The sequence below is a fragment of the Leifsonia psychrotolerans genome, assembly GCF_013410665.1.
Taxonomy (GTDB): domain Bacteria; phylum Actinomycetota; class Actinomycetes; order Actinomycetales; family Microbacteriaceae; genus Cryobacterium; species Cryobacterium psychrotolerans_A.
In genome coordinates this window covers 346,382-368,471 of the sequence record NZ_JACCFM010000001.1, presented here as the reverse complement: position 1 = coordinate 368,471, position 22,090 = coordinate 346,382, and the positions used below count along the sequence as shown (strand labels likewise).

Below are 22,090 nucleotides of genomic sequence, written 5' to 3'. Positions count from 1 at the left end.
CCCCGATACGCATGATTCCCATCATACTTTCTTGCCGAGCCAAACCGGCACAGCAGCCGGGTGCCCACACAGGCTGAGGTTCTCGATCCCCCTGGAGTGGACTGACCACTTCCAGTACGCCGGTTAAAGCACTGCGGTCAGCACTCCGCCGTCAGCGCGCACGGCAGCCCCGTTCGTCGCAGAAGAAAGCGGGCTCGCGAGATAAACGGCGAGATTCGCGATTTCGTCAGGCTCGATGAAACGCTCAAGAAGAGACGTCTGGTTGCCGCCAATGATCATTGCCTTCAGCTCGTCCGTCGAGAGTTGCTGCGCCTCGGCGATGTCGCGGATGGTCCCGGCTACGCCGTCTGAGTAGGTCGGGCCACCGAGGATCGTGTTGACCGTCACGCCGGTAGCGCGGGTGAGCTTGGCGAGACCATTGCTCAACGCGAGCATCCCCGCCTTGGTCACGCCGTAGTGCGTCATATCAGCGGGTACCGCTACACCTGATTCACTCCCGATGAAGATGATCCGGCCCCATCCTGCGTCGATCATTCCGGGCAGCAGCGCTCGCGACAGTCGGACTCCGCTCATCACATTGACGTCGAAATAGCGCGACCAGTCATCGTCGGGTATGTCCGTGAAGGGCTTTAACTCGAAGAGGCCGACGTTGTTGACAAGGATGTCGACACCGCCGAGCACACCGAGGAGACGCTGCACCTCAGCGGCATCCGCGAAGTCCGCCGCAATACCCGTCACGCTCCCGCCGGGCACTTCGGCTTCGAGGTTCTTCACCGACTGCTGAAGCCGGCTGTTGTCGCGACCGTTGATGACCACCGCGACGCCCTCCCGGAGAAGCGCCTTTGCGATCGAATACCCGATCCCCTGTGTCGAGCCGCTAATAAAGGCGCGTTTGTTTGCCAGTTGCATATCCATGGTCGTACTAATCCCTCGTATTTACTTGCTTAGTCAAGTAAAAACTAGCCTTATTTGATTGCTCAGTCAAGTAACCTTGTATCCTGATGGCATGAGCGATTCCAGCACCCCGAGCCGTCTCACCGGAGATGACCTCACGACGTGGGCGGCCCTTGCGACGGTACTGGAGTGGCTGCCGCCCGCCCTCGATGCCCCCCTGGTGCGTGGTTTCGATCTCACGCACTTCGAGTACGGCATCCTGTACGCATTGGCTGAAGCACCGGGCCACGCGCTGGGGATGACCGTTCTGGCCGGCTATGCCAACAGCTCGCTCTCGCGGCTGTCTCGAGCAGTGTCGCGGATTGAGGCTCGGGGTTGGGTACAGCGCGCGCGGGATCCCTTGGATGGGCGGTCGAACCTGACCACCCTGACCGAGGCCGGGCTGGCAATGCTCGAAAAGGCCACTCCAGTGCACGCTCTGACCGTCACGGAATTGGTTCTCGAGCCTCTCACCCAGGCCCAACGCGGTCAGCTGCGCGAGATCAGTCTGCGGATCCAGCGAGCAATCCGCGGGCAGGAGGGCTGGCAGCCACCACGACCCGTCTCCCTCGACTCTGACTAGCGCGCGAGACGGTCAAACGGGACAGGCAACTCAAGAGCCAACGTGTGTTTGTGCTATTTCCGTGAGGAACCGTGAACGGTTCTCACTGTGGCCATCGCACGGTGGCTCTCTGCATCGGAAATCAACGAGACACCGTCATCAAACCCCAGGAGGGGGTCCTGAAGAACATGGTTGCAGGAGGGCAGAATGAGGATGCGATGGATCTATTCAACTCCGAAGTGATTGGAGTCCAACATTTTCGATAACGGTGTCGTTGATCTCATCTATCGAAGCCCAGAACCAACCACACCATCCGCCGACCCCGACCGAAGGAACTAAAACAGTGTCATTCCAGGCATACCTCGACACGATCGAAGACAAGACCGGCCTCACGCCCCGAGCACTGCTCGCGCAGGCTCACGAGCGTGGGTTAGACGCACCACCGGTCAAAGCCGCCGCTATTATCGACTGGCTCAAGGAGGATTATGCGCTCGGGCGTGGACACGCCATGGCCCTGGTGCATGTGATCAAGAACGGTCCCACCATCAGCGAAAAGCACGTTGGCACTGACGGAGTTCACCGAGATGAGTCGACCGAACTCTGGTTGGACGGAACGAATAGTCGGCCTGCGTGACGACGCCGCCGCGAATAAGTCCGACGCACTGCGCAGGATCGCGTTCGCCCGGCGCAGCTCGTTGACCTCACGCTCCAACTCGCACTACAACGGCCACAATTCCCACCCATTCCGTCTGCCAAACACGCCCGCTGTTCAGGCTCACCAAGATCCCCCGGCGCTGTCTGCGGCTCAAACATTATCGTCTGTGCGCAAACTGTCGCCCCCACTGCTCTCAGCGGACACCGCCTCTGATTCGGCAACATGCCGACAAGCTCCTTGGCGGCGCGGACCCTTCAACTGGAGGAAGATTGATGTCGTGAAGATTCTCTCGATCCAGTCCGCCGTCGCATACGGCCATGTTGGCAACTCGGCGGCGGTGTTCCCCCTCCAACGCATCGGAGTCGAGGTGCTGCCGGTCAACACGGTGAACTTCTCCAACCACACTGGGTATGGAGCGTGGCGCGGATCCCTCATCCAGCCCGAGGAGGTGCACGATGTTGTCCTCGGCATCGAAGAACGTGGCGTGCTCGGCCAGATCGACGTCGTGCTGTCGGGATACCAAGGCGGCACCGGAATTGGCGACGTCATCGTGGACGCGGTGCGGCGGGTGAAAGCGGCCAACCCCTCGGCCATCTACGCGTGTGACCCCGTGATGGGCAATGCGAAGTCCGGGTGCTTTGTGGCGCCCGAGATCCCCCACCTGCTGCGGGATCGCGTGGTCCCCGTTGCCGACATCATCACTCCGAACCAGTTCGAGTTGGGATTCCTCACCGGAACCGAGCCGACAGCGCTGGACTCGACGCTCGACTCCGTCGACCTGGCCCGAATGATGGGACCGAGCACCGTTCTCGTGACCAGTGTGGAGCGCCCCGACCGCGAGCCGGGCACCATCGAGATGCTCGCCGTGGATGCTGAGAGCGCGTGGATCGTGCAAACTCCCCATCTGCCGTTCAAAGCGAACGGATCGGGTGACGTCACCGCGGCGCTCTTCTCGGCGCATTACCGCGCGACAGGTGATGCCCGTGTAGCGCTGGAACGCACCGCATCCAGCGTGTTCGACCTCCTTGAGTTGACGCATCAGTCGGGTGAGCGAGAACTGCAGCTCGTGCAGGCTCAGAACTTCTACGCCCATCCGCGCATGCAGTTCACCGCCCGGCGCGTTCGCTAAGAAATCAGACCACAGCCGGGGTCGGGGGTTCTCTCACCCGTGAACGCGAGTCGCAATGATGGGTACGCTCGTTGAGGCGCGTTCATTCACGTGCTGCTCGGCGGGCACCGTCCCGTCGCGCTCAGGTCAAACGAGAAGGAACCACCGTGTCTGATCACGCAAGAATCAAAGGCCACACCGTGACCCGCACCGTGCACATCGAGGCCTCGCGCGCGAACGTCTGGAAGGCACTGACCGACCCCGAGGTGATGGTCAAGTGGTTCGGAGACAGTGTGGCGTTTGCCACGCTCGAGCCCGGTGCTACCGGCAGCATCGACTGGGAGGGCTACGGCAGCTTCCCGATCGAAATCACCGAAGTGGTGCCCAACAGCTCGTTCGGCTTCCGTTGGTCGGGAATCCCCGCCGAAGAGCTCGACGAGTACTCGACGCATGTACGCTTCACCCTCTCCGATGCTGGCACCGGCACGGATGTCGCGGTGATCGAATCGGGCTTCGACACGCTCCCCGGCGGCACCCGTTACCGTCGCGCACGCCTGGAGCAGAACCGAGAGGGCTGGGACGTCGAACTCGACGAGCTCGCGATCCTCCTCGAAGGTGTCACCGAGTAATTCACGTTTACGGAGGAGTCGCACAGGCGTCCTGTTCCTCCACGATCCGCTTGGCCTCCACGAGCGCGCTTGCGAGCGGGGCAGATCTGGAGGCTTCAATCGTCCAGGCCTGGGCGGACGAAAGCTCCATTCCGTGCGCCATCTAAGCTTGGCCTCTACCCACAGAAGGAACCTCAATGAGCATGGAAGGCGCGGCCTGGAGCTCGCTGCACAAGATTTCCACCGCCAGGGACGGCAAGCACGGCGTCTCCCGTGAGTCCGTTCGGCGGATCATGACGTTCGCGGTGCCCTACCGGTCCAAGTTGCTGATCTTCATCACCCTCTCCACCGTGGGTGCATTCCTCGCGGTCGCGACGCCGGTACTCGCTGGCCAGGTGGTCGACGTGATCGTCGCCCGGGGCGAGGTCACCACAATCGTTTGGCTCGCCGTCGTCATCGCCCTCGTGGCAGTGGCCGACGCCGCCGTGTCACTCGTAACGCGCTGGTACTCGGCGCGGATCGGCGAAGGCGTGATCCTGGACCTCCGCACCGCCGTCTTCAACCACGTGCAGAAGATGCCGATCGCGTTCTTCACCCGCACGCGGACGGGCGCCCTCGTGAGCCGTCTCAACAACGATGTGATCGGCGCTCAGCAGGCCTTCAGCGGCACGCTGTCCGGCGTGGTCACGAACCTCGTGGCGCTGATCCTCACCCTGATCGTCATGCTCAGCACGTCCTGGCTCGTGACGGTTCTCGCCGTGATCATGCTCCCCATCTTCCTGGTACCCGCGCGCCGCATGGGCAGCCGCCTCGCCGCGCTGCGCCGCGAGGCAGCCGATCACAATTCCGCCATGAGCACGCAGATGACAGAGCGCTTCTCGGCGCCCGGTGCCACCCTCGTCAAGCTGTTCGGCCGGCCCGACGAGGAGGCCGAGGAGTTCCGCGTCCGCGCCGCCCGTGTCCGCGACATCGGGGTCCGCACCGCGATGCTGCAGTTCGTCTTCTTCACCGCACTGATGCTCGTCTCCGCTCTCGCCTTGGCGCTCGTATATGGGCTCGGCGGGTCCCTCGCACTCACCGGCCAGCTGAATACCGGTGACGTGGTCACCCTGGCGCTCCTCCTCACCCGCCTCTACGCGCCGCTGACCAGCCTCGCAAACGCACGGGTGGAGATCATGAGCGCGGTGGTCAGTTTCGAGCGGGTCTTCGAGATTCTGGACCTCGACCCACTCATCAAGGAGAAGCCTGACGCGGTCGCCGTGCCCGAAGGCCAGGTGTCCGTCGAGTTCGACAACGTGCGCTTCGCCTACCCGTCCGCAAACAAAGTGTCCCTCGCTTCTCTCGAGGAAGTTTCCACGCTGGACACCCGCGGCGGCGAGGAGGTGCTGCACGGCGTGTCCTTCAGGATCGAGCCGGGGCAGACCGTTGCCCTCGTTGGTACGTCCGGTGCCGGCAAGTCCACAATTGCGCAGCTCCTCTCGCGCCTGTACGACGTCGACAGCGGTGCCGTGCGCCTTGCGGGGACGGATGTCCGCGATGTCACTTTCGCCTCAATGCGGCACACCCTGGGCATGGTGACGCAGGACGGCCACCTGTTCCACGAGACCATCCTCTCTAATCTGCGCCTCGCGAGGCCCGAGGCGTCCGACGACGAAGTGTGGGACGCCGTCCGCCGTGCGCGGCTCGAGCCGCTCATCCGGTCCCTGCCGGACCAGCTGGACACCATGGTGGGTGAGCGTGGCTACCGGCTGTCCGGCGGCGAGCGCCAGCGGATGACCATCGCGAGGCTCCTGCTCGCCCAGCCGCGCGTCGTCATCCTCGACGAGGCGACGGCGGCGCTGGACTCGACGTCCGAGGCCGCCGTGCAGGCGGCGCTCAGCGAGGCGCTCGAGGGACGAACGGCGATGGTGATCGCGCACCGCCTCTCCACCATCCGAAGCGCGGACCTGATCCTCGTGGTTGAGGACGGCTCGATCGTGGAGCGCGGTACGCACGAGGAACTGCTGGCTCTGGGTGGACGGTACGAGGAATTGCACCGGACCCAGTTCACCGTGCAGAAGAACGGTGCGTCCGGTGAGGAATCGTTGAGCCTGACCTAGTCGCACAGAGCTCGGTGCCCCTGCCCCGAGCGTCTCGGAAAGTCGTCTCATCACCGTGTGATGACCATCTGAACCGCTCTGAGCGATACAACGAGGCCTCCAAGCTCTCTTCCACTCGCCGCCGGATGTGACCCGCGTTTCCTCGAGGGCGATTCTGTTTGGGCACTTTCGCGAATAGTTCGCGAACGGCCTCTCTCGTTTTGGTCGGGCTGACAGGATCTAAACCTGCGACCCCCTGGAGGATTCAGCCCGTTTCGGGTTGGATCCGGTCGGCTCGGAAACTCGCGGATTCCCTTATGTTGACAGCGAACCAAGCGGCTCGCTTGCTCCGAAGCGGCCATCCGGGCGAGAAACCCTTCGAGGGCATAGAGGGTGAAGGACTCCGCTGGGTCACGTCCGTCGCGGCGGGCAAGATTTCGTAGGTCGTTGTACGCGCGCCCGGCGCGCGTTTCCGGCGTGGAGGGCCGGCGGTGTCACAGCAGAATCTCCAATGCCTGTCGAATCCGAGGACGAGCCATCGGGAAGGAAGCAGCAACCTGAAGGACTGCGGCCGGCGAATTACCCCGGCGCCGCAGCCAGCTCCGCAGCGCTTCGTGCGCCACGTCACTGCCCTCACGATGCATGAGCCGGAAACAGTCGACGATCGTGCGCTCCGCCGAGTAGATTGCCGCTTCCAGCCCTTCCCCGATCTCGAGGACCTCACGGCCGACGAGAAACGTGGCCGGGTCGAAGCTGTGCCAGCTGACATGCGCGAAACGCGCCGGATGACGCGTTCCGCGCGGGAGCGCAACGTCGGTGCCGAACGGTATCGCGTCAGACAGTTCGTGATAGACGAGCGCACTCGTCAAGCACAATGTTGCTTCCTCTCGCATAGCGTGAGCTGCAGCAAGGTCCGCACCATCCGGACCGCGGCAGCCTTCTCCTCCGGCGAATACCGACGCGTCTTCGGCTTCCCAGATCCCGCGTTCTACACCATGCCTCCCTCCTCATTTCCAAGGTCAGGAGCCTCCAACAAACGCAGGGCGCTTCAGAGCGCCCATGGCTCAGATCGTACCTTCGGGAATCGAGGCGTGCTCCGCCGGGTGCGCCTTCGGTTTGGGGATGAACACGGCAATGACAGCGCAGACGAGCGCGGCCGCGAGGCCGAGACCGAGCGACACTTGGAATCCATCAGCGCTCGGAACCGCGCTTCCGCCGTACTGCACTGTCGACTGAGCGAGCACCGTCGCGACGACGGCCGCCGCAATGCTGGTGCCAAGGGATCGCATTAGCGTGTTCAGGCCGTTTGCTGAGCCTGTCTCGTGCGCGGGGACGGCCCCCATGATCAGCGTGGGCATCGCGGCGTAACCGAGGCCGATCCCGACACCGATGACCGTGTTGATGATGAGCACGTGCCAGATCTCAAGGTCGACAAAGACGGCGACCAGGTAGCTGCTGGCGATGATCGCTGCGCCGGCCACAAGCAGTGGCTTGGCGCCAAACCTTCGCTCGAGGCGCCCGGCAACCGGCGACATCGCCAACATTGCGAGCCCGGAAGGCATCAAAACGAAGCTCGCCTGCAGCAGGGAAAGCCCCAGCCCGTAACCGGTTTTCTCGGGCAGCTGCAACAGCTGCGGGAATACAACACTGGAAGCGAACAACGCAAAGCCCATCGCAATTGAAGCGAGGTTGGTCATCAGCACGGCGCCGCGGGTGCTGACCCGGATGTCGACAAGCGGGTTCTCGTGGCGCAATTCGTACCACCCCCACAGCGCCAGCACAAGAATTCCTCCGATGAGAGGAACCAGTGTTTGCACCGAGTTCCAGCCCCATTCGTTTCCCTTGGAAACGGCCAGCAGGACTCCGCCGAGCCCGAGTGCGAGTCCCAACGCTCCGACGCCATCGAATCGACCGCCGGTGCGCATAGTGCTCACAGGGATAACGAGCAGAAAGAGCACAAAGCTCAGCGTTCCGATAGCAGCGGAGACCCAGAACAAGAGGTGCCAATTGTAATTGGCTGTGACAAATGCGCTGATTGGCAAGCCGAGCGCTCCGCCAACGCCGAGGGTGGCGCTCACGAGCGCGATCGCCGAACCGAGCCGCTTGGGTGGCAGCACGTCACGAAGGATCGCGATGCCGAGCGGTATCACTCCCATCCCCATCCCCTGCAAGCCGCGCCCGACGATCATGGGTCCCACGGTTGCCGTGACGGCGGCAAGCACCGAGCCTGCCACCAGAAGAGCCAAGAGCACGAGGGCGATTCGTCGTTTGCCGAACATGTCGCCGAGCTTTCCGGCGATGGGTGTGAAGATCGCGCCGACCAGCAGCGTGATGGTGATGACCCAGGCAGTATCCCCTCTGCTTGCATCGAGCAGTGTCGGAAGCTGCGCCTGGATGGGCAGCAAAATTGTTTGCATGAACGACGCCCCCATCCCCGCAAAGGCGAGGACGGCAATGACCGGGCCCGGTCTGGATGGTCGGTTTAGTCGGCGTCGTTGATGTCCAGCTGCCCCCATCAGCGGCGTCTCCGTGGAAAAAGGCATTCGTTGATACTCCGTCTCATGATAGATACAGCATATCAAGTTGTAGACTGTGGGCGTGACTAGGACAGTACGAGAGCGCTCGAGAGACTTGATGCGTGCCGAGCTGGCGGAGTCCGCTTTTGAGTTCTTCGCCGCCCATGGCTTCGATCCGGTGACCGTGGATGAAGTTGCCCACGGCATCGGCATCTCCCGTGCATCGTTCTTCCGGTACTTCGGATCAAAAGAGGAGGCCGTGTTCGCGGCAGTCCATTCTTCACCCTTTGGCTTCGCGAGCATCCTCCAATCCCTCGAGCGACGCAACGGCGAGAACTCGTGGTGGCTGCTGCGCCGAATGTTTGCCTCTTCCGTCGCGGATGCCGAGAGTCGGCCCGATGTGATGCGGGTCCGGATCCGGATGATTAATTCGACTCCGTCGCTGCACGCCCGCTTGACCGAGAAGCGCGTAAGCGCACGATCGGCCGTCGCTGAGGTGCTCGCCGAGGCGGGAATCGACCCCCTAGCCGCTCGGGCTTTAGTAGCAACGTCATTTGCGCTCTTCGACGTTGCCTGGTCGGAGTGGTCAACGTCACCGGAGCGATCGCTATCGCTAATCCTCGACGAGCTTTTCGAGAGCTTTGCTCCGGTCTCTGCAGACAAACTCGGCTAGTAGAGACGGCACAGACGACTTCGACCACCCGGAGCACACCAATCTGACGGAGACCACCAACAGACCGATGCTCGAGGCGGCAGCCACGGCGCGCCAATCGTTTAGCCTGACCCACCGGGCCTGGACCCCCTGTCGCAGCTCGCGCCAGCCCTCACCGCATGTTGGTTGGTCGCCGTCGAGGATGACCGCGTTCAAAAGTCGCCGGACTACACGTCCTCGGACACGCCTCGATCGAGACCACTCGCTACTACCTCCACCCCGATGACCGCCACCTCGCATCCGCCGCAGAACAAGCGAACGCCTTCCTCAGCAGAGACGCCCGCCCGAACACTTCAGGACGGTCACGGCAAGGCACCGGACGCGGACTGTGAGCTGCTCCGTCGTGGGTTTCCACCGTTTTGGCCCCCTCTTGGTCCCCTAATCCACTGACAGGGCATCGCGACGGATTCTGTCATCCACAGGTCGACCACGCCTACCTGTCCAGGGGGCCAGAGGGGGACCAGAGAATACGACGCCCAGAAACAACAAATCCCTGATGAAGATTGCTTCTCATCAGGGATTTTTCGTCGGACTGATAGGATTTGAACCTGCGACCCCTTGAAGGCTACAGCCTTAACTCGATTCTCACCGAATGTCTCCGAAAACTCGCGGATTCCCTTGTTCTGACAGGGAACCGGGCGGTTCACTGCCTCCGATTGTACTCGGTCAATTTGGGTCGACTGGGACTGCTGAAGCTTTGGTTGACTCCTGGACTGCATCGTTTTGTGATGCGGGAAGATAGAAATCATGCCGAAGAATTACACCGATGAGTTCAAGCGCGATGTCGTCGCGGTAGCGAAGGAAGGCGCGGCAACGCAGCGGCAGATCGCGAAGGACTTCGGTATCTCGAAGTCGGCGCTGTCGACCTGGATGCGCGCGGCCGAATTGCAAGAGCGTGGCCTGGTCGGGCCGCCGACCGGCGCTGGCGCTGCCGGCGTTGCGGGTGATGCTGTGGCGTTGCGGGAGGCGCTCAAGCGGATCCGGCTGCTGGAGCAGGAGGCCGAGGTGATGCGGCGCGCGGTGGCGTATTTGTCGCAGGCGCAGCTCCCAAAATGATGTACCCGCTGGTCCGTGACCTTGCCGCGAAGGACGCCCCACTCCGGGTGCCCATCACGGTGGCCTGCCGGGTGCTGGGCTTCAGCCCGCAAGCGTTCCACAAGTGGGTGAAGAACCCGGTCTCTGCCCGGGACTGGGACGAGGCGCATCTGATCAACGCCGCGTTCGACGCTCACGTTGACGACCCGACGTTTGGCTACCGGTTCATCAGTGATGAGCTGGCCGAGGCAGGCTTCATCGTCAGCGAGCGGCGGGTGTGGCGGTTGTGCTCCCAGCAACGGTTGTGGAGCGTGTTCGCAAAGAAGAAGGGCAAGTATCGCAAGGCCGGCCCGCCCGCGCACGACGATCACGTCAAGCGCAATTTCACCGCGACTGCACCGAACCGGTTGTGGCTGACCGACATCACCGAGCACAAGACCAGTGAGGGGAAGGTGTACTTGTGTGCGATCAAGGACGTCTTCAGCAACCGCATCGTTGGGTACTCGATTGACTCTCGGATGAAGGCCCGTCTGGCCGTCGACGCGCTCCAGATGGCGGTCACGCACCGCGGCAACCCGCCCGGTGTCGTGGTGCATTCGGATCGCGGATCGCAATTCAGGTCGCGGAAATTCCTGCGCAAACTCACCGAACACGGCCTCACGGGTTCGATGGGGCAGGTGGGTGCCTGCGCCGACAACGCGGCGATGGAGTCCTTCTTCGCGTTGCTGCAGAAGAACGTGCTGAACCAGCGTTCCTGGGCGACCAGGGACGAGCTGCGGCTGGCGATGATCCACTGGATCGAGAGGACCTACCATCGCCGACGCCGGCAGCGCCGGCTCGGGAAGCTCACCCCGATCGAGTTCGAGACCATAATGAAGGGTGCCGTCGCTCTGGCGGCCTAAGCCTCAATCCACCGGTCGACTTTGAGCGTGAGGGATTTTCCGATTTCACGTTGAGTTGAGCTGTTTTTGGGGGCGGGGCATGGCTTCGCGTCGGCCTCGCTGCCGGTGATGTTCCACGTTGTCCTTGCGCCGTGTGGCTGGGTGGTCAGATGGATGCGGGTCCGGGCGGTCCGCAGGCTGCCGCGAATGCGGCGGTCCAGTGTTTCTCCCAGGGCCAGTCCTTCGGCAGGTGTAGAACGAGTCGGCGGGCCGAGGTTGAGATTCGGGCGGGAACGCTGATGAGTTTGCGGCGGATCGTGCCGCTGCGCGCTTTCCCGAGATCGGTGCCGGTGAGAGCACCAATGGCGCGGGCGAGATTGAAAGCGATGCAGGCCAGGATCAGCCAGGCGGCGTTTGCGGCGAACTTTCCCGAGGGCAGGTGTGCCAGCGCGGAGTCTTTCAGATCTGCGTTGACTTGTTCGATGATCGCGTGAGCGCGATGGGTTTTGTCGGCGGTGACGGTGTCCAGGGTGCTGGTGGTGAAGAACGCGTGGAAACGGTGCGTGTCAAACAGGGTCGGCTGCGAGAGGTCTTTCTTGTTCAGTTCGGGGATGCGCCGCACGACCAGTCGTCCCTCGATGCGGTCCGCTTTCTTCTTCGAACCGAACGCGATAAATGGTACTTCGGCGACTTCCGCGGACGACACCCAGGTTCCGGTCTGTTCGTCGCGGATCGCGTCGGTGTACTCGATGCTCGTCCAGGCGCCCTCGCCGATCGTGCCGATCGCTTTCTTCACCGCCGGATCCATCCGGGCCGTGATCGAGACTTTCGCGCCTGCCCGCCCGGCGGCGGCCACGACGGTGTGGGCGTAGAACGCCGAGTCCGCCCGCAGCAGCACCGTCCCGGTGGCGCCGTTTCCGCGGAGCCGGGTCACGTTCGCGAGGAGGTCGGCGACGAATTTCCCGGCGCCGCGCACCGAGTTCGCGGCGCCCTTGCGCAGCCGTGAGCCGACGATGATCGGCGCACTGGTTTCGGTGCTGAGGATGCCCAGCAGGGCGTTCAGGCCGCGCACTCCGGAGTAGCCGTAACCGGAGCCCTGCTTCTGGTAGCCGTGGACTTCCTTGATGGTGTCGTCGATGTCGACGAGCGCGTACTCGTCAACGCCGGCCGCGATCGGGGCCGTCTCGGCCAGGCGGCGCAGCCAACGGGACGCGACAGCATCCAGCTGCCGGATGTGCCCGAACGTGAATGCGCGCAGAAACGACCCCAGGGTCGAGGGCGCGTAGGCGCCAGTGAAGAGTTTCTTCATTCCACCGTGACGAAGCAACGCCATATCGTCGATGCAGTCGGCGCCGGCGACCATCCCGGCCACCAGCGCAGTGACCTTCAACCCCGCGTTCGCGCCGAAGTACCCCGGCAAGGTGAGGTGCGTATCGGCCAGGTTGCCGAGCCCTGTTTTCACGGCCAACGCCATCGCCGGGACGAGCCCTGCCGTCGACACGAGATTCGTTTCGTCGAAGGATGCTGAAACCGCCGCGGAGGTGTGAGAAAGTTGCATCTACGAGATGCCTTCCTTTTCGGTGAAACAGAACTCTAGACAAGCTCTATTTTCGCTGATCAGTTAGGCATTCTCGGTTTAACGCGCCGCTAAACCCTCAACTCGAGCGGTGGATCGAGGCTAAGGAACCGAGTCAACTAAAGCTTCAGCAGTCCCACTGAAAATGATTCTGATGACCAAATGATGACCATCTAAACCGCTCTCGACATCCCAACTGACCTGGTTCCTGCCGACACCTGGGTGGTAATCATATTCAACCTCGGGTCGCAAACTCGGCCTCGAAAGCACCCAAGCACTCCTCGTCCATGACGAAATAACAAACTCGGCGAGCTGTGACCAGTTCGGGGTGCATTCGAATCAGGAAGTGGCATGGCCGCGGCACAATCAACAGAATGTATTCGGGGGGCAGCATTGCCTTCGTGGGCGACGGAGGAACAATTGGCTGGAGACACCGCGAAAGACCTATTGGCAACGCATCAAGACGAAGGGTGGCGACGATCTTTCGCGGGGATAGTGGACTTGATGGATCTACTTACTAGCTGCATCATCAAAGACTCGTTCTCAGTTCCCAGTGCGATCACTGCAACGCTCAGCCTGACCGAAGCCGGCCGGGAAATGAAAAGCCGACTTATACGACAGGAAGAAGTACCGAGCCTCGAAGCTCATCTGATGTGTGGTTTGACGCTGGGACACGACAGCCTGTTCATCGACGTTGAAGCTACAGATGTCGATCGGCTGAGAGCCGTGATATCCGACCAGATTGTGTCGGGCAAAATTCGATTCCCGTTCGTATTTGGCAGGCAGCTTTACGACTACTTTGCCGCTCAGTTCGATGAAGAAAAGGACCGCCTCAGCAACGAGGAGACCATTCAACTTCTAGAGGCAATTCCGCCAGGTGTATTTCAGTACGGTCGTTACGTTGTCGGGCCATCGGGGCTGCGGGAGAGCGATCACGGCAGACTATTGCAATTCACGTCCCGCGTCCCGGCATACCATTGCGACGATCCGGTATGCAGGAAGCTCCATTCGGTCCTTCTGAGTACCGGCCACAGCGCGCCCATCAATGCCGAACGGGGCAAGCTCGAACGCATTTTGCGGTCGATGCCCGCGCCAGCGGCCGACTGGGCGGGGTTGGCAAATGAAATAACGCGATCTAAGGAGAGTTACTTCGGTAACAGTTGGACAGCGCCTATGATCACGCTCCTGGGCGATTGCCTCGGCGACGACGAACTCCAGGCTCTCCATGGTTTCCTCGGCCAAAAGCATGAGTTGCCCCCTTTCGTATCAAGGGAACAGTTCCTTGAGGAGCTGCTCGTCCGTTTCAGCGACGATGAAATCGCATCCGCGATCGATGTTCTAGTTCGAGGCAAGAAGCTCGAGATTCCTGTCGGAGAAGTCCGACGACCTGTCTCTACGTCGCACCTGAGATCGGGCGTTTTTAGACTGCAACCTCAACTTGGTAAGAATGGCGTTCGATTCGTCTCGGGTGACCCAGGTCTTCCGGTTCTTCGCGAACGCGACCTGTTTCGTCGTATCTACCTGGATGCCGGAACGGCCGAGCGGCACGAACTGGACTGGCAGCTACGAGGCATTGATGGCGTCTCCCTAGAAGTTCGACTGGACGAATACCTGCGAACACAGTCTCCAGCTACTGCGCTCACGCGTCTTGTTCTCTCTGGAAGCGCGAGCGCAATAGCCGCAAGTGAACTCGTCGGAGCTGGAGATTTTGACGGAGCATCCGACGAAGAGATCATCTCGCGACTCCTGTGGAAGTTGGGGTTCGACGATCGAGATCCGCACGACCTACATTCTAAATTTTGGCGACAGCACGAGCAATTGGTTGCATCCGTACAAAGTTGGCTAGGCGCAGGTCCGGACGATACAGCCGACTTCAAGGGAAAAGCTTCCGTGTATTTCACGGAGCTAGAGGGGCTGCTTGAGGAGGCGCTGGCGTTTGCAACGTGGGCTCTTCTGCACGACCATACGTCGTCGCCTCGCCGCTTTGTCTACACCCCCGATCTTGATCGTCCAGTCGGTCTTGAGCTGCTTGACCGCTTCGTGCGATCGGAGGCAACGGCGAACCCTGGGGAGCGTCTCCGATACACCGGAAAACTCACGATGTATCCGCTACTGCGAGGCTTCGGCGTTCTGGGTAAAGTCCTTGAATCCGTGGAGTCGAAAGCCCCGAACTACGGCCGAGCCATCGCCGACTTCCCGGATTACGCAAGTGCGACGGCGCTGCAGAATTTCCCGTTCAAATCCGTGTTGCCCTTTCTCGATATCGCGGCCCACAGCCGCACACGCATCGTCCAAGGATTCGAGCAGATCGAAGCGCTGCTCCAACAAGGGCGCGTCGATAGTGTCAGGAATGATTTTTCTCACTACCGTCGAACGTCGCCCGAGGTGGCTGAAATGGCTGAGACACTCGAGGCTGTTGCCCAAGTCGTCCGGATGATCGAAAATCTGGGATTCGGCCTCAATTTGTTCTCGCCTGCCGGTGAAACTAGCGACAGGTGGGGACGAAGAGTCGTTCGTTTTGATGGCCCGCGCAGCCTTACTCACTCCATTAGTCGGCCCTCCAGCCTCCAATGGGCGGGCCTCCCGAGCCTCAGGGCGAATCAGTTTCTAGTTCGGGCGGCATCCTTCGACGACGCCAATGAAGTGCTGAGATTCGAGCACGGTTATTCGAGCGAATTCTCCGCGATGTGGTCGAATTATCCAAAGCCGCGACGAGTGTCGAATCGTGTCACTGAAGCTTCGGTTGATGCAGCAGCGGGATAGCAACTACGCGGGACACGAAAGATACCTAGGAGAACGGGCTTGCTGAGACGTTGCCCGGTGGTTTCTCGACTCAAAACCCGCTCGCCAGTTTCACGTCTAGTCTCTGCGCGTCCCCAACTGCGAGGCCGGGCGCGCAGAACGAGAACCCGTTTACCCGTCTTGTAGCCCCAGGACATGAGACGTCGCATCACAGTGACCCGCTCTTCCTCGAATCCCCGGAGTGTTCCGTCACTGCAATTCTCGTAGCTACGTCGCGTATCATCCTGCTCGAATTGCGGTACATACCGTGAGTTGGGCACCTCGGGAGCAAAGCGACAAATCTGATCGTCTACAAGTTTGTCGACGCGCCATCAATCGCCGTTAGTGCTGAACAGATCGGCGATCGACTTCGATTGGTCTACCCATAGCGCTCAGAGCACCCTCGACTGGAACGCTTCGTCTCCCTGGAGACCCTGTGATTAGGCAACTTGGCCGGTAACTCTTGCGAGCCTTTAGTGCTCCGTCGACTGAAAGTTCCGGAGAAGGGAACGCACGAGCGTCGCCGCAACTTCATCGGCCCCACGATCCAGAGCAGCGCGGCTCATTGACTCATCAGGTTCGACGCGTACCGGCTCGCTTCGGGACGAAAGCGAAGCGCTGGTCCGATTTGATTGACCAGCAACGCCAATCGCTGTCATCGACCGTGAAGTCAGCCCGATGCCAACAGCCACCTTCGGCGCTCTGGTCATATCGATCTGACCGGTCAACCGAAGCGCCGACGCTACCCGGGTCGTGACGTCCTGGGCGTCGACAATCGTTCCCATAGAGTCGCCAGGAAGCCGGAACGCCACTGCGATCTGTCCGTCCTTCAGTACCCTCACGCTCGCAAGGGACCCGCTTGTCACGCTGTTCCAACCGCCCGTCGGCGGTGGAGACGCGTCCAGCTGGATAGCCGCCGCTTCATGAGCTGTATCTAGTGCCTCGGTCATGCTCACCAAGCCCGCGCTGCGGACCCGCGCGGGCAGACCGCTCAACACCTGCTCGAGGATTCGGGACGACAAGGGGCTGCCCTCGATGGGCACGATGTGCACTTCGAGACGTGGGCGGTCCGAGGATCTGAATCCTTGACTACCGGTACCATCAGTGAGCCAATGAATGGCAGGCATCCTGATGAGCGGCTCGAATTCAAGAGCTCCCGGTGCCTGCTCAAGCTCGTGAATCGCCCCTGCCGCAGCGTTTAATACCTCGGCAACAGTTGCGAACATCTTGTAGAAGCGTCCGGACCCGTAGTCGCCTAGCGTGGCCTCGAAGGCCTGTTGACGTGCATCAAAATCGACGCCACTCTTTCTGAGCACGAAGCGCGGGGTGCCGAGGCGCTGAGCGGTGACCCACTCGTCTTCTGTGGCGGACTGTCCGGTCTCGGGGAAGACTGCACCGTAATGGGGCCCAAGCAGGAGCAAATATGCATCACTGGATTCGACAGCTTTGATACAGGCCTCGCGGCTAGGCACGGCTTGGGCCGAAAAGTCCTCAAACCTCACTGGTTCGTGGCCCAACGCCCTGATAAGGCCAGGGAGAGCGTCGCGCTCTGCTTCCAGTCCGGTTCTGACACTGCTGATGAATATCTTCACCTTCACAGTGTGCTGCAATCCGCCGACATTTGGGGCGCGCCCTGTCCATCATCGTCCCTTGTAAGTGGGACCATGTCCACATGCCCGAACCCATCAGCATTGTCGGAATCGATACCGAGAACGTCGGCCACCCGCGAAATGATGGGACGCGAGGTTCAGGTCTATACGCCGTGCCTGTGAAACTCTCGCGAGTTCTCTCCGCGAGGGAAGCCGAATTGCTTGTTCACTTCTGGGACCACCCGACCTCGTGGTCGACCATGCACCGACCAGGCATCGCGAGCGTTTCGGGATCCACTTTGTTTCTCGATGGTACGACCATGGAGGAGGTGCGCGACATACACGTCTCGACGGTCCGTGGAGCGGTCGCCGCCACAAACGCTGAATATGGAGCTGAAGTTACAGCACAAGAACGAGCACGAAGTGCCGAAGATGTTCGGCGAGCTGTGCACGAGGCCGAAGTTCTTAAGGTCGCAGGAGAGATTCGGTTCGACTAGCCTCTACATCGCTAGATCTAAATGCGAACAGGCGGAGAACCAGCGGCGGCACCCGGGCGCTGCGTTGAAAAGGCGTCCCTTTCGTCAGCGAACCGCTTGGCAGCCCCAAGCGCGGCACGAGCGCGAGCGGCATCGCGCCGCTGGGCCATCGTTTGCGGAGCTGGGCCGAGAGCGTTTGCGCCGACGATTGCGTAGCGGTCCCGGTATGCCGCCACCGTGCGCGCATGCTGTTTCCAACCGGTTGTCACCCTCCGATGCCGGAGTGCTCCGAGCTCCCGAGTCCACGTGTCTCCTGCGTTCAGTGCTTCGTCGAGGACTGCGCTCGCTCGCGCTTCGATCAGGTCGCTGCGCTCGTCGAGGGCTTGGCGCATCTCCGCGGTCATTAGTCCCGATGCTTTCGGGATGAGCCCCGCGATCAGCCGTGGTGACTTGCGCGATCGACCCGAGCCACCACCATGAGCGATCACCGTGGCTACCCGGGAGCAAAGGACAGCCGCCACGTCCTGGACGTCCTCGAACCTGCGTGCCGTAACTACATGAGCGAGCAGGCTCTGGACATCGAGATGGTGGGCTTCAGCACGCCGGAGTTCCGCCGTCAACGCCCCGAACGACTGCGAATTGATGGCGTCGTCGGCCTGGCCTGGTGAGAGCCCGCTGCCGCGCACCAATGCCATCCACCGGTCGTGCTGCGCGGCCGCCGCGATGGTCTCGTACTCTGCCGCGAGTTGAGCCACGGAACCCCAAGCATCCTGCTGCGCCACGATCGTCTCGTGTGCGGACAGTTCGGCGCCGACGTGCTGCAGAACCCTGCAGAGGATGCTGCGTGCCGTCGCGTCTTGGTCATCGCCTCGTCGCGGTCCGACGTGTGCCACATCGGGTCGGTCGACGGCGACGTAGGCGGTGTTTGCCTCGCGACCTCGGGTCATCGCGACGTAAAGGTTCTCGCGCGTCGAGCCCGTGGTCACGACGACGTGCGCGGTGTCGGTCGTGATGCCTTGCGCACGGTGCGAGGTGACGGCATAGCCGAGTTCGAGATGCTGCTTGACGTAGTCCGCGGGAAGGAGCACCGCGCTCCCCCACCGGCGGCCATGCCGGCGAACTTCGACCGAGCCGTTCCGACGCACCCCGATCACGGTCCACCGATCGCCGTTGCGCACCCAGTTCTGGGAGCTGCGAAGCTGCCGGTCGTTCCGGCGAGTGATTACCGTGTCACCGACAGCCGCACGGTTTCCGTCGTGGAGGGAGACTTCGCGAATCGCGTTGACGCGGCCCTCGAGGATGAGTTCCGTGCGAGCGCGCGCATTCAGGGATGCGACCGCCTCGTTCGAGTCGCTGATCAGCACGGTCGTCCTGCCGGCTCGGCTGTCCGTGCGCCACGCAGCGTAGGCGGCATCCGCCATCGACTCCGTGGTGCCGCCGCTCACTCTGGCGTGCGCGAAGTAGTGGTCGATCGAGTCGGGGTCGCCCTGGCGCAGTCCGAGGGAGGCTGTCTTCTCCCACTCGTACCTGAAGCGATGCACGTCGACGAGTTCGGGGGCATCCGCCCGGCTGTGGACCAGCATCGAGAATGCGCCTCCGGCGTCGACTGAATGGAGCTGCGCGTAGTCGCCGACCAGCAGAACCTTGGCGCCTGCGTTCGCGGCAAGCCCGGTGATCCGATCCATGGACAGCGTGCCCGCCAAGGAGGCCTCGTCGACGATCACGAGCTGGCCGGCGTGAAACGTCGCTCCATGGTCGAGATGGTTGTGCCACCATTTCGCCAGATTCTCGGTTGTGATGCCGAGGCCCTCCTCCAGCACTTGAGCGGCGGTGGCCGAGGGCGCGAGCCCCACCACCGAGCCCGCACCATGCGCTGCCTCCCACGCTTGCTGTAGCGCGTTCATCGCGGTCGTCTTGCCTGCACCGGCCGGACCCACCAGGACATCAAGAACCCGCCCAGAGTCGACGATCGCCGTGAGCGCTGCAACCTGGTCGTCGGCAAGCATTGCGCTACCGGGCAGCCGCGTCTGCGAGGTTGCACGGAGCGTCGCCACGGCGACTCGGGGTCCGGTCGTGTCCGCCGCACGCTCCAGCAGCCGAGATTCCGCGTCGAGCAGCTCCGTCGAGGTGAAGAGAGTGGTGTGCTTCGGCCGGAAGACCGACGTGCCGTCGGCACGCCGGAACGCGGTAGGGCTCGGCGCGAGCTCGGGTGGCGTGATCCGCAACGAGGCGCGCTCTGCGGCATCCACGACGAGGCCGATGACGGCTTCGCGATCAGACGCCGATACCAATCGGTGTTCCATCATCTGGCGGGCTGCCTCGGCGGCGAGATTCCAATGCCGCCAGGTCGCACGTTTCTCACCGACCGCCAACATCACGCTCGACCCGAGCGCGTCGAGCGCCTCCCGCTGCACATCCTCGGCACGCAACATCGGCGCCGGGAACTTTGCGGCAGACACGATCGCCCACTTCGTGGCGTCGTCTCCCAACACGTGCTCTGCTCGTTCACGCCAGGCCGCGCTGAGTTCGGCAAGGGAGCGCACGTCCTTCGCGGGCCGCGTGGTGAGCGTCGCCTGCGCGCGGAGCTTCATGATCGTCACCGGGCCTGGACGGTGGCCGTGTCTGCTCCGGTATGCGTCGATCAGCACGTCGGTCGCGGTATCGATGTGGCGCGACCGCGTCGAGAACTCCGCGACGAGCGCCTCCGGAACGGTACTGATCGACAAGGCGGGGTGGCGATCCCTCCCCCGCTCCCGCATCTCCCACTGCACGCCGAGGGACCGCGTCAAGGCGTCGGCGAACAAGGATTCGTGCAATTCGGAGAGCGCGACCACGGCCGCGTGCATCGGCCGGCCGTCGAGCGAGCGCCACTTGCCGTCGAGCACGGTTTGCACCTTGTTGCTGATCACCACGTGCGTGTGCAGGTGCGGGTCGCCGGCCCGGCTGTCGAAGTGGTCGAACGCTGTGGCGATCAGGCCCGTCACATCGACCTGGGCAACGGCGCCGTCGAGTGCCGTGACCCCTGTCCTCGTCGCTGCGACCTCGCGCTCCATGTACGCGACCACTTCGGAAACCGCAGCATGGTGCGCCTGCGCAATCTGCGACTGTGTCGCCGCGTCTGCCAAACCCCAGAGGATGCTTGCCGACTTCGGAATCGAGAACGTGAAGTCGTACCCGGCGACCGCACGGCGCCGGGCTGCCGGCTGCTCCTGGCTGTTGCCGGTCGGCGCTGGATCTGCTGGGCTGCGATACGCGGGATAGGCGCGACCGAGGGCTGCGCCGTCGACCGGGTCGCGCCCCGACCCAATCAATCTCTGCAGCTGGACTTCCGTGACTTCGGCGCCCTCGACGATGCGACCGCTGCCGAGGCCCGGGAGTCCGCTTCCCATCCATCGACCCGGTGGCGTGCCCTTCGCGCTGTAGTAACGAGTCAACGGCGTGGAGAGAGACCGCTGCCCGTCGCCGACAGCGACGGTGCGCAGCAGGTACTTGTAGCCGTCGCCGGCGCTCATCACCCGCATCGATACCGTCACCGCGCGCTCCTCCGCTATTGCTTAGGAGGTGCGCGGCCTCGATCTGCAAGAGGCGTGGGGCTGCTGAATGAGGAAACGGAAGCGCACACGTAGGGCACTCAAAGTGGCCAAGGCCGTCGATCTTCCGCGACCGCCGTGCGGAGGTTTTCAAATTAGGCAACGTATGTAGCTACGCGGAGGTTTCTTGTGAGTCAAGGCGCCCTCTTGTCAAACAGCTAGCTTCGGAGTACGGTCCTCAATCATCGTTAGGGGGAGAACGTGAAAAGTCTTGGGCCAGCCTGCGTCGTTGTATTCGCACTCTTCCTCGTCGTGTTTGCGGGCGCTTCACCGGCATCAGCACACAATGTTCCGTATGGGTGGTGGGGGTGCACTATGCGGTCCCAGACTGCGAAATCTTCCATCACCGTCGGGTTCAACACCGGGGACTTGCCTGCAAACGGTGCCGGGGATGGCGTTACAAACAGCTTCAAAAACCGGCTCTCCGATGCAGTACTGGCTTGGAACGGCCCCATCCTGTCATCGGGAGGCCAGCCTCATGGCATGACTTATGTCGGCGAAACCTATCCAGGAAACACAGCCCAAGTATTGGTTATGGTGCGAAGCCTTGATGCGGGCCAATTAGGACTCACAATCATCTCTCCGAGCAGCTGCGAGGCTGTGCATGGGACCAAAGTGAACATGGGCATCCCAGTCGTTGTGCACCTTGCGACTCGCAACGACTGGTTCACCCAAGACAACTCGCGTCGCTCTCTATGGGAAGGATGCCCTGGAAGCGGCTATAGCCCGACCTATACCTGTAGCAAAACACAGGATGTCGGCTCGACGATCACGCATGAGCTAGGTCACGTGCTCGGACTCGCGCACCCGCGCCAAACAGATCAACACGTGAACGGGACTGCGCCAAGTACTGTGATGTCCCTCGCAAAATGCGCTGTCGCGAATGACCAGGCAACGATGTGCCAGGCAGGGGACGCCGCGGGATCAGGGATATACCGCACCCATAGGCGGACTCTTGACAATTGGGACTTGAACAGCCTGTCGCATGCG

The 22,090-nt window shown here is 62.2% G+C and carries 15 protein-coding genes; 9 read left to right on the top strand and 6 right to left on the bottom strand.

All coding sequences use genetic code 11. The annotated features are described in order from the left end of the window. Nucleotides 1-123: 123 nt before the first annotated feature. Nucleotides 124-915 (bottom strand): SDR family NAD(P)-dependent oxidoreductase, encoded by a 792-nt coding sequence (locus HNR05_RS01690; RefSeq protein WP_179577441.1) that lies wholly within the window; start codon nucleotides 913-915, stop codon nucleotides 124-126. A gap of 91 nt (nucleotides 916-1,006) precedes the next feature. Between HNR05_RS01690 and HNR05_RS01685 the strand changes: the two genes are divergently transcribed. From HNR05_RS01685 to HNR05_RS01665, 5 genes are all read left to right on the top strand, one after another. Then, the gene (locus tag HNR05_RS01685; protein WP_179577440.1) at nucleotides 1,007-1,516 is read left to right on the top strand and encodes a MarR family winged helix-turn-helix transcriptional regulator; all 510 of its coding nucleotides are present in this window, start codon (nucleotides 1,007-1,009) and stop codon (nucleotides 1,514-1,516) included. 322 nt (nucleotides 1,517-1,838) lie between these two features. Beyond that, nucleotides 1,839-2,129, top strand: a complete 291-nt coding sequence (locus HNR05_RS17450) for a DUF4287 domain-containing protein (RefSeq protein WP_179577439.1) — start codon at nucleotides 1,839-1,841, stop codon at nucleotides 2,127-2,129. A 298-nt stretch (nucleotides 2,130-2,427) separates the two neighbouring features. After that, on the top strand, nucleotides 2,428-3,279 hold the full coding sequence (pdxY, locus tag HNR05_RS01675) for a pyridoxal kinase PdxY (RefSeq protein WP_179577438.1): 852 nt from the start codon (nucleotides 2,428-2,430) through the stop codon (nucleotides 3,277-3,279). A 146-nt stretch (nucleotides 3,280-3,425) separates the two neighbouring features. Continuing rightward, complete coding sequence (locus HNR05_RS01670) at nucleotides 3,426-3,887, top strand: SRPBCC domain-containing protein (protein WP_179577437.1); 462 nt, start codon at nucleotides 3,426-3,428, stop codon at nucleotides 3,885-3,887. 176 nt (nucleotides 3,888-4,063) lie between these two features. Continuing rightward, nucleotides 4,064-5,965: an ABC transporter ATP-binding protein gene (locus HNR05_RS01665; RefSeq protein ID WP_179577436.1), complete on the top strand. Its 1,902-nt coding sequence runs from the start codon at nucleotides 4,064-4,066 to the stop codon at nucleotides 5,963-5,965. Between the two features lie 473 nt (nucleotides 5,966-6,438). Here HNR05_RS01665 and HNR05_RS01660 read toward each other — a convergent pair whose 3' ends face one another. Beyond that, on the bottom strand, nucleotides 6,439-6,813 hold the full coding sequence (locus tag HNR05_RS01660; RefSeq protein ID WP_179577435.1) for a type IV toxin-antitoxin system AbiEi family antitoxin domain-containing protein: 375 nt from the start codon (nucleotides 6,811-6,813) through the stop codon (nucleotides 6,439-6,441). A gap of 195 nt (nucleotides 6,814-7,008) precedes the next feature. Continuing rightward, complete coding sequence (locus tag HNR05_RS01655) at nucleotides 7,009-8,460, bottom strand: MFS transporter (RefSeq protein WP_218868948.1); 1,452 nt, start codon at nucleotides 8,458-8,460, stop codon at nucleotides 7,009-7,011. An 82-nt stretch (nucleotides 8,461-8,542) separates the two neighbouring features. Between HNR05_RS01655 and HNR05_RS01650 the strand changes: the two genes are divergently transcribed. After that, nucleotides 8,543-9,133: a TetR family transcriptional regulator gene (locus HNR05_RS01650; RefSeq protein ID WP_179577434.1), complete on the top strand. Its 591-nt coding sequence runs from the start codon at nucleotides 8,543-8,545 to the stop codon at nucleotides 9,131-9,133. Between the two features lie 786 nt (nucleotides 9,134-9,919). After that, nucleotides 9,920-11,109 (top strand): IS3 family transposase gene (locus HNR05_RS01645; RefSeq protein WP_179577433.1). Its coding sequence is split into 2 segments (ribosomal slippage): nucleotides 9,920-10,211 and nucleotides 10,211-11,109, totalling 1,191 coding nucleotides; the frame shifts between segments, so codons are not numbered across the junction. A 145-nt stretch (nucleotides 11,110-11,254) separates the two neighbouring features. On the opposite strand, the gene HNR05_RS01640 is transcribed toward HNR05_RS01645, so the two are convergent. Beyond that, nucleotides 11,255-12,646, bottom strand: a complete 1,392-nt coding sequence (locus HNR05_RS01640; RefSeq protein WP_179577258.1) for an IS1380 family transposase — start codon at nucleotides 12,644-12,646, stop codon at nucleotides 11,255-11,257. A gap of 369 nt (nucleotides 12,647-13,015) precedes the next feature. Between HNR05_RS01640 and HNR05_RS01635 the strand changes: the two genes are divergently transcribed. After that, entirely contained in the window at nucleotides 13,016-15,427 is a 2,412-nt protein-coding gene (locus tag HNR05_RS01635; RefSeq protein WP_179577432.1) for a hypothetical protein, read from the top strand. Nucleotides 15,428-15,918: 491 nt separating this feature from the next. Here HNR05_RS01635 and HNR05_RS01630 read toward each other — a convergent pair whose 3' ends face one another. Then, nucleotides 15,919-17,037 (bottom strand): DUF4062 domain-containing protein, encoded by a 1,119-nt coding sequence (locus HNR05_RS01630; RefSeq protein ID WP_179577431.1) that lies wholly within the window; start codon nucleotides 17,035-17,037, stop codon nucleotides 15,919-15,921. 80 nt (nucleotides 17,038-17,117) lie between these two features. On the opposite strand from HNR05_RS01630, the gene HNR05_RS01625 reads away from it, so the two are divergent. Then, the gene (locus tag HNR05_RS01625) at nucleotides 17,118-17,531 is read left to right on the top strand and encodes a hypothetical protein (RefSeq protein WP_179577430.1); all 414 of its coding nucleotides are present in this window, start codon (nucleotides 17,118-17,120) and stop codon (nucleotides 17,529-17,531) included. 17 nt (nucleotides 17,532-17,548) lie between these two features. On the opposite strand, the gene mobF is transcribed toward HNR05_RS01625, so the two are convergent. Then, complete coding sequence (gene mobF, locus HNR05_RS01620; RefSeq protein ID WP_179580443.1) at nucleotides 17,549-21,031, bottom strand: MobF family relaxase; 3,483 nt, start codon at nucleotides 21,029-21,031, stop codon at nucleotides 17,549-17,551. Nucleotides 21,032-22,090 lie beyond the last annotated feature (1,059 nt).

Bases quoted from the DNA above. Each gene is read 5' to 3' on its own strand.
- HNR05_RS01690 (WP_179577441.1), bottom strand. From the start codon at position 915: ATGGATATGCAACTGGCAAACAAACGCGCCTTTATTAGCGGCTCGACA.
- HNR05_RS01685 (WP_179577440.1), top strand. From the start codon at position 1,007: ATGAGCGATTCCAGCACCCCGAGCCGTCTCACCGGAGATGACCTCACG.
- HNR05_RS01665 (WP_179577436.1), top strand. From the start codon at position 4,064: ATGAGCATGGAAGGCGCGGCCTGGAGCTCGCTGCACAAGATTTCCACC.
- HNR05_RS01655 (WP_218868948.1), bottom strand. From the start codon at position 8,460: ATGGGGGCAGCTGGACATCAACGACGCCGACTAAACCGACCATCCAGA.
- HNR05_RS01640 (WP_179577258.1), bottom strand. From the start codon at position 12,646: ATGCAACTTTCTCACACCTCCGCGGCGGTTTCAGCATCCTTCGACGAA.
- HNR05_RS01635 (WP_179577432.1), top strand. From the start codon at position 13,016: ATGGCCGCGGCACAATCAACAGAATGTATTCGGGGGGCAGCATTGCCT.
- HNR05_RS01625 (WP_179577430.1), top strand. From the start codon at position 17,118: ATGCCCGAACCCATCAGCATTGTCGGAATCGATACCGAGAACGTCGGC.
- mobF (WP_179580443.1), bottom strand. From the start codon at position 21,031: ATGCGGGTGATGAGCGCCGGCGACGGCTACAAGTACCTGCTGCGCACC.